Raw genomic sequence first — 13,039 nt, forward strand, 5'->3', positions numbered from 1 at the left:
TGCCGTCCCACGACGGTGCCGGATCCTTATCCCTATGTCCAACGCCACCCCCTCCTTCGAAGAAAGCTTTGCCGCCCTCTTCGAGGAAAGCCTCGCCCTCCAGGAAATGCGCGCCGGTGAAGTCATCACCGCCGAAGTCGTGCGCATCGACCAGAACTTCGTCGTCGTCAACGCCGGCCTGAAGTCCGAAAGCTACGTGCCCATCGAGGAGTTCCGCAACGATCGCGGCGAACTCGAGGTCAACGTCGGTGACTTCGTCCATGTGGCCATCGACGCGCTCGAAGATGGCTACGGCGAAACCCGCCTGTCGCGCGAGAAGGCCAAGCGCATCGCCGCCTGGAACGACCTCGAGAAGGCGCTCAACGAAGGCTCCCTGGTCAAGGGCGTCATCACTGGCCGCGTCAAGGGTGGCCTGACCGTCATGACCAACAGCATCCGCGCCTTCCTGCCGGGTTCGCTGGTCGACATGCGTCCGGTCAAGGACACCACGCCGTACGAAGGCAAGGAATACGAATTCAAGGTCATCAAGCTCGACCGCAAGCGCAATAACGTCGTGGTGTCGCGTCGTGCCGTGCTGGAAGAGTCGATGGGCGAAGAGCGCGAGAAGCTGCTCTCGAACCTCAAGGAAGGCACCGTCATCAAGGGTATCGTCAAGAACATCACCGACTACGGTGCGTTCGTCGACCTGGGTGGCATCGATGGCCTGCTGCACATTACCGATCTGGCCTGGCGCCGCGTCCGTCACCCGAGCGAAGTGCTCAACGTCGGTGACGAGATCGAAGCCAAGGTGCTCAAGTTCGACCAGGAAAAGAACCGCGTCTCGCTCGGCCTCAAGCAGCTCGGCGAAGATCCGTGGGTCGGCATCTCGCGTCGTTACCCGCAGGGTACCCGTCTGTTCGGCAAGGTCACCAACATCACCGACTACGGCGCGTTCGTCGAAGTCGAGCAGGGCATCGAGGGCCTGGTGCACGTGTCCGAAATGGACTGGACCAACAAGAACATCCACCCGACCAAGGTCGTCCAGCTGGGCGACGAGGTCGAAGTGATGATCCTCGAGATCGACGAAGACCGTCGCCGCATCTCTCTGGGCATGAAGCAGTGCATGTCGAACCCGTGGGACGATTTCGCCATCAACCACAAGAAGGGTGACAAGGTCCGTGGCCAGATCAAGTCGATCACCGACTTCGGCGTGTTCATCGGCCTGGAAGGCGGCATCGATGGTCTGGTGCACCTGTCCGATCTGTCCTGGAGCGAGTCCGGCGAAGACGCCGTGCGCAAGTTCAAGAAGGGCGACGAGGTCGAGGCCGTGGTGCTGGCGATCGACGTCGAGCGCGAGCGTATCTCGCTCGGCATCAAGCAGCTCGAAGGCGACCCTTACACCAACTTCATTGCCACCCACGAGAAGAACAGCCTCGTGCGCGGCACCGTGAAGTCGGTCGAGGCTCGCGGTGCGGTGATCTCGCTGGGTGACGACGTCGAAGGCTACCTGCGCGCTTCCGAAGCGGCTGCCCATCGCGTGGATGACCTGACCACCGTCCTCAAGGAAGGTGACGAGGTCGAGGCGCTGGTGATCAACGTCGATCGCAAGACCCGCTCGATCAGCCTGTCGATCCGCGCCAAGGATCAGGCCGAGCAGTCCGAAGCCATGAACAAGCTCGCCTCGGAAGGTTCGGGCTCGGCTGGCACGACCAACCTGGGTGCCCTGCTCAAGGCCAAGCTGAACGAGCAGAAGCAGTAAGCTGACCGATCATGACCAAATCGGAGCTGATCGCCCAGCTGGCGGAGCGTTTTCCCCAGCTGGTCGCAAAGGACGCCGATTACGCGGTCAAGATGATCCTCGATGCGATGACTGACGCGCTGGCGCGCGGTGATCGCATCGAGATCCGCGGGTTTGGCAGCTTTGCGCTGAACTACCGTCCCCCCCGTACCGGGCGCAACCCGAAATCCGGCGAGAAGGTGCATGTGCCGGAAAAATACGTCCCGCATTTCAAGGCGGGCAAGGAGTTGCGCGAGCGGGTGGACCTCAGCGGCACGTGACCGCGCGGCGATCGGATTTACAGGCAATAATGGAAGGCGGCTGCGGCCGCCTTCTTTTTTGTTCATTGCTCGGGGATAATGCCGGCCATGCGCGCAATCATCTGGTTCATCCGCCTGGTGCTGTTCTTTCTGCTGTTCGGGTTCGCGATCAAGAACGATCATCTTGTGACCCTGAGCTTCTTCTTCGGCAGTCAGTGGCAGCTTCCCCTGGTATTCGTCATTCTCCTGACTTTCGCGGCAGGGGCCCTGCTGGGCGTGACGGCGACCCTTGCGTCGCTCATGCGTCAGCGTCGGGAGATCTCCCGCCTGCGCCGTCAGCTCGAGCAAGCCGAGCGCGACAGGGCGCAACCTCAGGTCGGCCCGGCAGCGGGCGAAGCCCAGTTGCCCATGCCTTGAGGCCTCATGGAAATCGAGTTCTGGTGGCTTCTGGCCCTGCCGCTGTTCTTCGCGCTCGGCTGGTTGGCTGCGCGCATTGATATTCGCCAGGTCGTCAAGGAGTCGCGCTCCCTGCCGCGCTCCTATCTGAGCGGACTCAACTTCCTGCTCAACGAGCAGCCCGACAAGGCGATCGACGCCTTCGTCGAGGCCGTACGCATCGACCCGCACACGGTTGAGCTCCATTTTGCGCTCGGCAGCCTGTTCCGGCGGCGTGGAGAGACCGACCGCGCGATCCGTATCCACCAGCTGCTCGTCGATCGCGAAGACCTCAGCGAGGAGCAGCGCCTGCAGGCCCTGGGCGAGCTTGGCCAGGATTTCCTCAAGGCGGGACTGCTCGATCGCGCCGAGGCCGTCTTCGTGCGGCTGCGCGGCACGCCGGCGAACGACGTCGCGCTGCGTTACCTGCTGGAGATTTACCAGCAGGAGAAGGACTGGGCCAAGGCGATCGATGTCGCGCAGGCCCTGCCTCAACACGAGAGTCACCTGTGGCGCACTGAGGTCGCCAACTTTCACTGCGAGCTTGCTGCGGCTGCGATGGCCAACTCCCGCCCCGATGAGGCTGGCGGGCACCTGGAGCGGGCGTTTGTGGTCAATCCACGTAGTGTGCGGGCCAGTCTGCTGCTTGGTGATCTGCACGCCGCGAACGGCGACGATGAGGCAGCACTCGAAGCCTGGAAGCGGGTGGAGAACCAGAACCCGATCTACCTTTCGCTGGTCGCCGAGCGTGTCATGGAGGCCTATGGCAGGCGCGGCCTGGTGGAGCAGGGGCACCAGCTGCTGAGCGCCTGGCTGTCGTCCCATGCTTCGCTGGATTTGCTCGACGAGCTCTTTCAGTGGGAGATGGAGCGCGAAGGGCCGAAGGCGGCGTACGAGCTGGTGCGTGAGGAGTTGCGGCGCAATCCGACCCTGCTCGGTCTGGACAAACTGCTCGAGGCAGCCCTGCTTGCGGCTCCCGTCGAGCAGCGTGGCGATATCGAACTGGTCAAGCAGTTGATCCATGGCCACACCCGGCGCGTGGCCCGTTATCGGTGCGACGCGTGTGGTTTCAAGGCACGCCAGTTCCACTGGCGTTGCCCTGCCTGCGGTGGCTGGGAAACCTATCCGCCGCGACGAACGGAAGAGTTCGATCTCGTGCCCTGAGCATCGTCTCCGCGTTCGATCGCGGTAACCATCCAGTGTCTCCCCTTTCCAACGAGCGCGAATGAACACAATGGACTTCAGGACCCTAGAAGACTACGTCGGCCACACTCCGCTGGTGCGCCTCAAGCGCATCAACGCCGGCCGCAACAATGTGATCCTCGCCAAGCTCGAGGGCAACAACCCGGCGGGCTCGGTCAAGGACCGTCCGGCGCTGTCGATGGTGATGCGGGCGGAGGCTCGCGGAGACATCAAGCCCGGCGATACGCTGATCGAAGCCACCAGCGGCAATACCGGGATCGCGCTGGCGATGGCTGCCGCGATGCGCGGTTACCACATGATCCTGGTGATGCCCGAGAACCAGAGCGTGGAAAGGCGCCAGACCATGCGCGCGTTCGGCGCAGAGCTCGTGCTCACGCCGACCTCGGGCGGGATGGAGATGGCGCGCGATATCGCCGAGCGTATGCGCGACGAGGGCAAGGGCATCATCCTTGATCAGTTTGCCAATCCGGACAACCCGCTCGCCCATTACGAGGGCACGGGACCCGAGATCTGGGAGCAGACCGCTGGTACGGTGACGCACTTCGTCAGCTCGATGGGCACGACGGGCACCATCATGGGTACCTCCCGGTTCCTCAAGGAGAAGAACCCGGCGGTTTGCATCATCGGTTGCGAGCCCGAGGAGGGTTCGCAGATTCCCGGTATCCGCAAGTGGCCGGAGGCCTATCTGCCGCGGATCTTCGAGCGTCCACGCGTCGATCGGGTCGAGCGTGTGAGTCAGGCCGAGGCCGAGGAGATGACGCGCCGGCTGGCGCGCGAGGAGGGCATCTTCGCAGGCATCTCGTCGGGCGGGTCGCTGCATGTCGCGCTGCGCGTAGCAGCGCAGGTCGAGAACGCGGTGATCGTCTCGATTGTCTGCGACCGTGGCGACCGTTACCTGTCGACGGGTGTCTTCCCCGCCTGAGCTCTCGCGGCGCGGCACGGTCTGCCGGGGCCGGCAGCTCATTCTGTTCCTGCTGTCGGCGGCTGTGCTGTGGTCACTTGCGCCCGCGGCTGCCGTCGACCGCCTGGCGCTGCGCCTGGGCGACCTCGCCAGCCCGATGCTGGCCCTGCAGCGGCTAAGCCTGGAATACGAGTCTGGCGCGGCGGTGTTGCGCGTGGACCGGCTGCGCCTGGGGCAGCGACAGTGGCGCGACCTGGCGTTGCGCTGCAGCCATGCCACCCTGACGTTCGATGCGGTGCACTGCGGTGCTGCGCGCCTGAGCGTCGCCGGCAGGGTCTTGCCGCTGGTGGCCGAGCTTGAGCTGGCTGGCGATGGTCGAGGCGAGCTCGGTCTGACCTTCGCCGATGGCGGGCGACTCGGACTCACCTTCGAGGGTGGCGCCCTGCGGGCGAGGGCGGATCGGCTTGCTCTGGACAAGCTGCACGCGGTGCTGGCGGGTCTGGACGCCGACATCGACACACTCTTCGAGCGTTTCCGCCCTGTTGCTACCCTGGATGGGGAATTGCGCTGGGGTGCAGACGGCAATTCGCCTGCGCGCGTCAGCATCGATGTGCGCCTGTTCGATGCCGGCTTCGGTAGCGCGGACGGTTTGCAGGCGGGCGAGTCGCTCGAGCTCGCAATCTCAGGCACGGCACGGGCGCTTGACGACGGTTGGGCGTGGCAGGGCGAGGTCGAGTGGCGACATGGGGCCGCCTATCTGCACCCGCTGTACCTCGAGGCTGGCCCGAGCGTGCGTGCGCAGGGGCGCCTGCAGGGTGGGGTCGTCGTCGTGGAGCGCAGCGAGGTGGCGCTGGAGGGGGTGGGCAGGCTGGATGCGAGTGCGCGTGTCGAGCTCGACACGGCAGCCGTACTCGAGCTTGAACTCGAACTGACCAACGCTGACCTCGGTGTGCTTGGGCCGCGCTGGATCGCGCCCTTGATTGCGCCGGCGAGTGCCGACCGCATGTACTTCGGCGGACAACTGGACGGGTTGTTACGGCTGCAGGACGGGGTATTGGCCCAAATCGATGCCCGGCTGGAAGGTGCTGGGTTCGGTTTCGTCGGCGCTGCGGGCGGGGGCGGCTTCGCGCTTGGGCCGGTCGGTGGCACCCTCGCGTGGCACGCAGGTGCGAGCACTTCAAGCCGGCTGCGGATTGGTGGTGGGCAATGGGAGCGGATCGCGCTGGGCAGTTTCGAGCTCGAGGCCAGCCTCGACGGGCGCTCGCTGAGCCTGGCGCCCGCCCGTTTGCCTGTGCTCGACGGCGCCCTCGTCATCGAGCACCTCACGCTCGCGCACACGGATGCCGGTTGGCAGGGCGTGGGGGGCGTGGTGATCGAGCCGGTGTCGATGCCGCTTCTGACCGAGGCCCTCGAGATGCCACGGATGGGGGGCGTGCTCGCGGCTTCCCTGCCCGACGTACGGGTCAGTCCGGGTGAAATTACGTTGAATGGTGCGCTCGTCGTATCGGTGTTCGATGGCTATCTTCAGGCCACCGGCCTGCGTCTTGTCGAGCCCTTCGGGGTTGCTTCGCATTTGAGCGCGGACATCGAGGGGCGCCGTCTCGACCTTTCCCAATTGACCGATACCTTCAGTTTCGGCAGCGTCACGGGCTTCGTGGACCTGAGCCTCGCAGGCCTGGAGTTGTTGCGTTGGCGTCCGGTGGCTTTCGATGCCCGTATCAGCAGCAGCCCGGGGCGCTATCCGCGTCGCATCAGCCAGCGTGCAGTGCAGAACATCAGCGCCCTGGGCGGTGGCGGGGCGATGGCGGCCGTTCAGCGCAGCCTGCTGGGCATCTTCGATACTTTCGGCTATCGCGAGCTCGGGCTGACATGCCGGTTGCGCGCCGGTGTATGCATGATGGATGGTGTGGAGGGCGGGGCGCGCGCGGATGGCGGCTTCGTGATCGTGCGTGGCGGGGGCGTCCCGGCGCTGGATGTCATCGGCTACAATCGACGCGTCAATTGGAACGAGTTGGTTGAACGCCTGCAGCGCGTCATGGCCGACAACGTCTCTCCCGAACTGCGCTGAGCGCCGGCTTCCGAACCCATGCAGGAGGATCCCGTGGCATCCAATTCCGTTTCGTCCACCGTGCCCATGCCGTCCCAGGCTGCGCCGTGGCTGCGTCGCCTAGCCGTCACGGTGCTCGCCGTCGTGGCCTCGGCCTGTGTCACCATCAACATCTACTTTCCTGCCGCAGCGGCAGAGAAGGCGGCCGATCGCATCATCGACGAGGTGTGGCAACTGCGCGAGGGTGCTGCAGCCGAGACGCCCGCCGCACAAGGAGATTCCAAATGAACCTGTCGATGGTACTCACACGCTGGTGCGTGCTGCTGTGTCTGGCGCTCGGAGGCATGAGCGCCGTTCATGCCCAGGGTAACCTCGAGATCGATACGCCTGCAGTCTCGGCACTACGGCAGTCGATGCAGCAGCGTCACGCCCAGCTTGCGCCGCTTTACGCGGCGGGGGCAATCGGTCTTGCCGCCGATGGCAGTGTCGCGCTGCGCGACGCCAGCGCGATCCCGCTGGCGCAGCGCGCGCAAGCGAATAGCCTGCTCGCCGCAGAGAACGCCGATCGTGCGGCGCTGTATCGCGAGATCGCGCGCGCCAATGGCCGTCCCGAGTGGGAGGCCGATGTCCGGCGCACTTTTGCGCAACGCTGGATCGACCGCGCGCAGCCCGGCTGGTACGTGCAGCAGGGCGGCAACTGGGTCCGCAAGTGATGCCCGTCCTCGTTTTTGACATCGAGACCATTCCGGATGTCGACGGCATTCGCGCGCTCGGTGAGCTGCCTGCCGCACTGTCGGATTTCGAGGTCGCGGAGTGGGCCTTCCAGCAGCGCCGGGCGAGCCATGGCACGGATTTCCTGCCTCACCACCTGCAGCGCGTGGTGACGATTTCCTGTGTGCTGCGCGACGCACAGCACTTCCGCGTGTTCTCGCTGTCCGAGCCGGATGTGGGCGAGGGCGAGATCATCCAGCGTTTTTTCGATGGGATCGAGCGCTACACGCCGCAGATCGTGTCGTGGAACGGCGGCGGCTTCGACCTCCCGGTGCTGCATTACCGTGGCATGCTCCATGGTGTCTGTGCGCCGCGCTACTGGGATCAGGGTGAGGGTGACTACCACGACTCGCGCGATTTCAAGTGGAACAACTACATCGGGCGCTACCACAGCCGCCATCTCGATCTCATGGACCTGCTCGCCATGTATCAGCCGCGCGCCAATGCGCCGCTGGATGACCTGGCCAAGCTGATGGGGTATCCGGGCAAGCTCGGCATGGACGGTTCAGCAGTCTGGCAGGCCTTCCAGGACGGACGGGTTGCCGAGATCCGCGACTATTGCGAGACGGATGTGGTCAATACTTATCTGGTATACCTGCGGTTCGAACGCATGCGTGGCCACCTCGACGCCAAGGCGTGGGCCGACGAGGTCGAGGTCGTGCGCAGCGCGTTGGCGCGGCTGGATGCACCGCACTGGCGGCAGTTTTTGGAGGCCTGGCCGACGGCGTGAGCGCCTGGGCCAGCCAAGGGTACTTCGGAGGGGCGCTTCATGGACATCCTCGGCACCATTCTCATCGGCCTCATTGTGGGCCTCATCGCACGCCTGCTGCATCCCGGAAAGGACGGGCTGGGGCTCATCATGACGGCCTTGTTGGGCATCGGAGGCTCGATGCTTGCCACCTATGGGGGGCAGTTCCTCGGGATCTACCATGTGGGAGAGGCTGCCGGCTTCGTTGGTGCGGTCGTGGGCGCAGTAGTGATCCTGTTCGTGGTGCGCCGGCTCAAAGCCTGAGGACAATCCAGCTTGTAGCGATTCTTCAAAAAAGTCTTTGACAATGCTGAAGAGCTGTCTATAATGCGTGTCTTCAGCAGGCGCGTAGCTCAGTTGGTTAGAGCACCACCTTGACATGGTGGGGGTCGTTGGTTCGAATCCAATCGCGCCTACCAAGATTTTGGAGTCGATTCATGTTCCGAACTACCACTCAGGCCGGAAACTGATCAGGTCGGCTCCGCTTGTCTGCTAGAGAAAAAAGCGCGCCTAGACCGCGCTTTTTTTTCGTCCACAATTTTGCATCGCATCCCGGTCGTTGGTCGGGACTGAATCCGGATCGAGGCTCAAGTCATGCCCAACATCACGCTCCCTGACGGTTCTGTACGCAGCTTCGATCACCCCGTGACGGTGGGGGAGGTGGCTGCCTCGATCGGCGCTGGTCTGGCCAAGGCGGCCTTGGCGGGGCGGGTTGGTGATCGTCTAGTCGATCTCTCTCATCGTTTGGAGACAGATGCGGCACTGGCGATCGTTACCGACAAGTCCGAGGACGGGCTGGAGATCATTCGCCATTCCACGGCGCACCTGCTTGCGCACGCGGTGAAGGAGCTCTTCCCGGAGGCGCAGGTCACCATCGGCCCGGTCATCGATAACGGCTTTTACTACGACTTCTCTTACAAGCGCCCGTTTACGCCTGAGGATATCGCCGCGATCGAGGCGCGCATGAACGAGATCGCCAGGCGCGAGATCCAGGTGCATCGCGAGGTATGGTCGCGCGACAAGGCGGTGGAGTTCTTCAAGGGTATCGGCGAGCACTACAAGGCGGAGATCATTGCCTCGATTCCGGCCAATGAGGATGTCTCGCTCTATCGGCAGGGCGATTTCATCGACCTGTGTCGCGGGCCGCATGTGCCGTCGACCGGTAAGCTCAAGGTTTTCAAGCTGACCAAGCTGGCCGGAGCCTATTGGCGGGGCGACTCGAAGAACGAGATGCTGCAGCGTGTGTATGGCACGGCATGGGCAAAGAAGGACGAGCTCGACGCCTACCTGCACATGATCGAGGAGGCTGAGAAGCGCGACCACCGCAAGCTCGGTCGCCAACTCGATCTCTTCCATATCCAGGACGAGGCACCGGGCATGGTGTTCTGGCATGCCAAGGGTTGGACGCTGTGGCAACAGGTCGAGCAGTACATGCGCAGGATCATCTGCGAGCATGGCTACCAGGAAGTGAAGACGCCGCAGATCGTCGATCGCTCGCTGTGGGAGAGGTCGGGTCACTGGGGCATGTACTCGGACCTGATGTTCACCACGCAGTCCGAGAAGCGCGACTATGCCGTCAAGCCGATGAACTGCCCTTGTCACATCCAGATCTTCAACCAGGGTCTGAAGAGCTATCGTGACCTGCCGCTGCGCATGGCCGAGTTCGGCTCCTGCCATCGCAATGAGCCCTCTGGGTCGCTGCACGGCATCATGCGCGTGCGCAACTTCGTGCAGGACGACGCACACATCTTCTGTGCCGAGGGTCAGGTGCAGGCCGAGTCGGCCGAGTTCATTCGCCTGCTGCAGAAGGTCTATTCCGATTTTGGTTTCACCGACGTGCTGGTCAAGCTGTCCACGCGGCCGGAGAAGCGAGTCGGTACCGACGAGCAGTGGGATGCCGCCGAGGCGGCGCTCGCTGCTGCGCTCGACGCACAGGGGCTCAGCTACGACCTGCAGCCGGGCGAGGGGGCCTTCTATGGGCCCAAGATCGAGTTCTCGCTCAAGGATAGCCTGGGGCGCGTGTGGCAGTGCGGTACCTTGCAGCTCGATTTCAACCTGCCGGTGCGGCTTGGTGCCGAGTACGTGGACGAGGACAACACCAAGAAGGTGCCGGTCATGTTGCACCGCGCCATCCTCGGTTCGCTCGAGCGCTTCATCGGCATCCTGATCGAGAACCACGCCGGCGCCATGCCGCTGTGGCTTGCGCCGGTGCAGGCCGTGGTGATGAACATTTCCGAAGCCCAGGGTGAGTATGCGGCTGACGTCGTTGCCAGGCTCAGGAAAGCGGGCTTCCGCGTCGAGGCGGATTTGCGCAACGAGAAGATTAACTATAAAATCCGCGAACATAGCGTGCAGAAGCTGCCTTACCAGATCGTCATTGGCGACAAGGAAAAGGCAGCGGGCTTGGTGGCCGTACGTGCGCGGGGTGGCCAGGATCTTGGCCAAATGTCCCTCGATTCGCTGATCGAACGCTGGCTTCGCGAGGTTGAAGCGAAGGCCGGTGCGGTCTGATTTTGGTTTTCGTGGAGAGTTGAACCATCGCTCAAGATAAGAAGCAGCGCGTAAATAGGGAGATCAACGCGCCCGAGGTCCGGCTGGTTGGCGAAGAAGGCGAACAGCTCGGAATCGTGTCCCTGAACGCAGCCCTGAACATGGCCGAAGAAGCCGGGCTGGACCTTGTCGAAATTGCTCCCATGGCTGCACCGCCGGTGTGCAAGCTGATGGATTTCGGCAAGTTCAAGTATCAGGAACAGAAAAAGGCCCACGAAGCCCGACTCAAGCAGAAACAGGTTCAGGTCAAGGAGGTCAAGCTCCGTCCCGGAACCGACGAAAACGACTACCAGATCAAGCTGCGCAACCTCAAGCGCTTCCTGGATGAAGGCGACAAGTGCAAGGTGACCTTGCGCTTCCGCGGCCGCGAGATGGCCCACCAGGAGTTCGGTCTGCGTCAGCTCGAGCGCATCAAGGCGGACCTTGAAGAACAGGGTCAGGTCGAACAGATGCCGAAGATGGAAGGGCGCCAGATGATCATGATCATCGCGCCAAAGAAGAAGCACTGAGCCGCGCGGCTCGGTTGTGACGAAATTGCCTCGCAAGGGGTGAGACCGCTGGCCGGAATGGTCCTGCCGGCGGAAAACAAGTGGTGCCGGGTAACAAAATGCGTCGGGGCTCATCGGCGCTACCTGGTGTCATCCAAAAACATGGAGTCTCAGCAATGCCCAAGATGAAGACCAAGAGCGGCGCCAAGAAGCGCTTCAAGGTCCGCTCCAGCGGTGGGATCAAGCGGTCCCAGGCGTTCAAGCGCCACATCCTGACCAAGAAAACGACCAAGGCGAAGCGTCAGCTGCGCGGCATGACCGAAGTTCATGCTGCCGATGAAAAGCTGATTCGTGCCATGCTTCCGTACGCTTGATAGGAGACCGCAATGCCTCGCGTTAAACGTGGTGTAACCGCCCGCGCTCGTCACAAGAAAGTCCTCGTCCAGGCCAAGGGTTATCGCGGCCGTCGCAAGAATGTCTATCGCATCGCCAAGCAGGCGGTGATGAAGGCTGGCCAGTACGCCTACCGCGACCGTCGTCAGCGCAAGCGTCAGTTCCGTGCCCTGTGGATCGCCCGTATCAACGCGGCTGCCCGCGAGATCGGCCTGACCTACAGCACCTTCATGAATGGCCTGAAGAAGGCTGCGATCGAGATCGACCGCAAGGTGCTGGCCGACCTGGCTGTGTTCGACAAGCCGGCTTTTGCCGCGATTGCCGAACAAGCCCGGGCCAAACTCGCTGCGTAATCGAACGCAGTCCGAAAAAAGGAGGCCTGGCCTCCTTTTTTTTTCTGAACTTTGCACGACTTTCCAAGCAACACCGCATTCGGCCAGGGCAGGAACATGGAACAGCTCGATCAACTCGTACAACAGGCGACGCTCGATTTCGCCGCCGCCGCCGATGGCGCGCAGCTCGAACAGGCCAAGGCGCGCTACCTGGGCAAGGCGGGTTCGCTCACCGAGCGCCTGAAGTCGCTCGGCAAGCTCGAGCCCGAGGCCAGGCGCGAAGCGGGTGCCGCGATCAATGCCGCCAAGGTGGCCATCGAGGGGGCGCTCGAGGCCAGGCGCAATGCGCTGCGCGAGGCGTCGCTGCTGGCCCAGCTTGCTGCCGAGGCGCTCGACGTGACCCTACCGGGGCGCGGTGGCGTCCAGGGCGGGCTGCATCCGGTGAGTCGTACGCTGGAGCGCATCGAGCAGCTGTTCGCGTCGATCGGCTTCGTCGTTGCCGACGGCCCCGAGATCGAGACCGACTGGCACAACTTTACCGCGCTCAACACCCCTGAGAACCATCCGGCGCGCTCCATGCACGACACCTTCTATCTCGAAGGCCACGACGACGTGCTGCTGCGCACGCACACCAGTCCTGTGCAGATCCGTGCGATGCAGGCGCATGTCGAGCGTTGCAAGGATCTCGACACCATGCCCGATCTGCGCGTCATTGCGCCCGGACGGGTGTTCCGGGTGGATTCCGATGCCACGCATTCGCCGATGTTCCATCAGGTCGAAGGCCTGTGGGTGGGCGAGAAGGTGAGCTTTGCCGATCTCAAGGGCGTGGTGGCCGACTTCCTGCGCCGCTTCTTCGAGACCGATGACCTGCAGGTCCGTTTCCGCCCCTCCTTCTTCCCGTTTACCGAGCCCTCGGCCGAGATCGACGTCGCTTTCATGAGCGGCGCACTGGAAGGTCGTTGGCTGGAGATCGCGGGTTGCGGCGTGGTGCATCCGAACGTACTGCGTTTCGGTGGCATTGACCCCGAGCGCTACACCGGCTTTGCCTTCGGGATGGGGCCGGATCGCCTGACCATGCTGCGCTACGGTGTCAACGACCTGCGCCTGTTCTTCGAGGGTGACCTGCGCTTCCTGGGCCAGTTCCGCTGAGCCTGC

At 63.4% G+C, this 13,039-nt stretch carries 15 protein-coding genes and 1 tRNA gene; all 16 read left to right on the top strand.

Annotation, left to right across the window (positions count from 1 at the left end; translation table 11 throughout):
• Nucleotides 1-34 precede the first annotated feature (34 nt).
• Nucleotides 35-1,738, top strand: coding sequence for a 30S ribosomal protein S1 (gene rpsA / locus C662_RS01115; protein ID WP_002923821.1), 1,704 nt, complete (start codon nucleotides 35-37; stop codon nucleotides 1,736-1,738).
• Between the two features lie 11 nt (nucleotides 1,739-1,749).
• The gene (locus tag C662_RS01120) at nucleotides 1,750-2,037 is read left to right on the top strand and encodes an integration host factor subunit beta (protein ID WP_002923822.1); all 288 of its coding nucleotides are present in this window, start codon (nucleotides 1,750-1,752) and stop codon (nucleotides 2,035-2,037) included.
• A gap of 87 nt (nucleotides 2,038-2,124) precedes the next feature.
• Nucleotides 2,125-2,433 (top strand): LapA family protein, encoded by a 309-nt coding sequence (locus C662_RS01125; RefSeq protein WP_002923824.1) that lies wholly within the window; start codon nucleotides 2,125-2,127, stop codon nucleotides 2,431-2,433.
• A 6-nt stretch (nucleotides 2,434-2,439) separates the two neighbouring features.
• Nucleotides 2,440-3,615: a lipopolysaccharide assembly protein LapB gene (lapB, locus tag C662_RS01130; protein WP_002923826.1), complete on the top strand. Its 1,176-nt coding sequence runs from the start codon at nucleotides 2,440-2,442 to the stop codon at nucleotides 3,613-3,615.
• Between the two features lie 70 nt (nucleotides 3,616-3,685).
• Nucleotides 3,686-4,576: a cysteine synthase CysM gene (gene cysM / locus C662_RS01135; protein ID WP_002923828.1), complete on the top strand. Its 891-nt coding sequence runs from the start codon at nucleotides 3,686-3,688 to the stop codon at nucleotides 4,574-4,576.
• A complete protein-coding gene (locus tag C662_RS01140; protein WP_002923830.1) occupies nucleotides 4,560-6,623 on the top strand; it encodes a hypothetical protein in 2,064 nt (687 codons plus the stop codon). Before cysM ends, C662_RS01140 begins: the two co-directional genes overlap by 17 nt.
• 33 nt (nucleotides 6,624-6,656) lie before the next feature.
• Entirely contained in the window at nucleotides 6,657-6,890 is a 234-nt protein-coding gene (locus C662_RS01145) for a hypothetical protein (RefSeq protein ID WP_002923831.1), read from the top strand.
• Nucleotides 6,887-7,315: a YdbL family protein gene (locus C662_RS01150; protein WP_002923834.1), complete on the top strand. Its 429-nt coding sequence runs from the start codon at nucleotides 6,887-6,889 to the stop codon at nucleotides 7,313-7,315. Before C662_RS01145 ends, C662_RS01150 begins: the two co-directional genes overlap by 4 nt.
• Nucleotides 7,315-8,103 carry a 3'-5' exonuclease gene (locus tag C662_RS01155; protein ID WP_198291858.1) on the top strand — a complete coding sequence of 263 codons (789 nt, stop codon included), beginning with the start codon at nucleotides 7,315-7,317 and terminating at the stop codon, nucleotides 8,101-8,103. Before C662_RS01150 ends, C662_RS01155 begins: the two co-directional genes overlap by 1 nt.
• Nucleotides 8,104-8,142: 39 nt before the next feature.
• Nucleotides 8,143-8,385 carry a GlsB/YeaQ/YmgE family stress response membrane protein gene (locus tag C662_RS01160; protein WP_002923838.1) on the top strand — a complete coding sequence of 81 codons (243 nt, stop codon included), beginning with the start codon at nucleotides 8,143-8,145 and terminating at the stop codon, nucleotides 8,383-8,385.
• Nucleotides 8,386-8,463: 78 nt separating this feature from the next.
• A tRNA-Val gene (locus C662_RS01165) sits at nucleotides 8,464-8,540 on the top strand.
• Between the two features lie 175 nt (nucleotides 8,541-8,715).
• Nucleotides 8,716-10,632 carry a threonine--tRNA ligase gene (thrS, locus tag C662_RS01170; RefSeq protein ID WP_002923840.1) on the top strand — a complete coding sequence of 639 codons (1,917 nt, stop codon included), beginning with the start codon at nucleotides 8,716-8,718 and terminating at the stop codon, nucleotides 10,630-10,632.
• A gap of 26 nt (nucleotides 10,633-10,658) precedes the next feature.
• Nucleotides 10,659-11,180 (top strand): translation initiation factor IF-3, encoded by a 522-nt coding sequence (gene infC, locus C662_RS01175; protein WP_083485713.1) that lies wholly within the window; start codon nucleotides 10,659-10,661, stop codon nucleotides 11,178-11,180.
• A 155-nt stretch (nucleotides 11,181-11,335) separates the two neighbouring features.
• Complete coding sequence (rpmI, locus tag C662_RS01180; RefSeq protein WP_002923845.1) at nucleotides 11,336-11,533, top strand: 50S ribosomal protein L35; 198 nt, start codon at nucleotides 11,336-11,338, stop codon at nucleotides 11,531-11,533.
• Nucleotides 11,534-11,545: 12 nt separating this feature from the next.
• On the top strand, nucleotides 11,546-11,905 hold the full coding sequence (gene rplT, locus C662_RS01185) for a 50S ribosomal protein L20 (RefSeq protein WP_002923846.1): 360 nt from the start codon (nucleotides 11,546-11,548) through the stop codon (nucleotides 11,903-11,905).
• Nucleotides 11,906-12,001: 96 nt separating this feature from the next.
• A complete protein-coding gene (gene pheS / locus C662_RS01190) occupies nucleotides 12,002-13,033 on the top strand; it encodes a phenylalanine--tRNA ligase subunit alpha (protein WP_002923847.1) in 1,032 nt (343 codons plus the stop codon).
• Nucleotides 13,034-13,039: the final 6 nt, after the last annotated feature.

The sequence above is a fragment of the Thauera sp. 28 genome (assembly GCF_000310145.2).
GTDB lineage: Bacteria > Pseudomonadota > Gammaproteobacteria > Burkholderiales > Rhodocyclaceae > Thauera > Thauera mechernichensis.

Bases quoted from the DNA above. Each gene is read 5' to 3' on its own strand.
- rpsA (WP_002923821.1), top strand. From the start codon at position 35: ATGTCCAACGCCACCCCCTCCTTCGAAGAAAGCTTTGCCGCCCTCTTC.
- C662_RS01120 (WP_002923822.1), top strand. From the start codon at position 1,750: ATGACCAAATCGGAGCTGATCGCCCAGCTGGCGGAGCGTTTTCCCCAG.
- C662_RS01125 (WP_002923824.1), top strand. From the start codon at position 2,125: ATGCGCGCAATCATCTGGTTCATCCGCCTGGTGCTGTTCTTTCTGCTG.
- lapB (WP_002923826.1), top strand. From the start codon at position 2,440: ATGGAAATCGAGTTCTGGTGGCTTCTGGCCCTGCCGCTGTTCTTCGCG.
- cysM (WP_002923828.1), top strand. From the start codon at position 3,686: ATGGACTTCAGGACCCTAGAAGACTACGTCGGCCACACTCCGCTGGTG.
- C662_RS01150 (WP_002923834.1), top strand. From the start codon at position 6,887: ATGAACCTGTCGATGGTACTCACACGCTGGTGCGTGCTGCTGTGTCTG.
- C662_RS01155 (WP_198291858.1), top strand. From the start codon at position 7,315: ATGCCCGTCCTCGTTTTTGACATCGAGACCATTCCGGATGTCGACGGC.
- C662_RS01160 (WP_002923838.1), top strand. From the start codon at position 8,143: ATGGACATCCTCGGCACCATTCTCATCGGCCTCATTGTGGGCCTCATC.
- thrS (WP_002923840.1), top strand. From the start codon at position 8,716: ATGCCCAACATCACGCTCCCTGACGGTTCTGTACGCAGCTTCGATCAC.
- rpmI (WP_002923845.1), top strand. From the start codon at position 11,336: ATGCCCAAGATGAAGACCAAGAGCGGCGCCAAGAAGCGCTTCAAGGTC.
- rplT (WP_002923846.1), top strand. From the start codon at position 11,546: ATGCCTCGCGTTAAACGTGGTGTAACCGCCCGCGCTCGTCACAAGAAA.
- pheS (WP_002923847.1), top strand. From the start codon at position 12,002: ATGGAACAGCTCGATCAACTCGTACAACAGGCGACGCTCGATTTCGCC.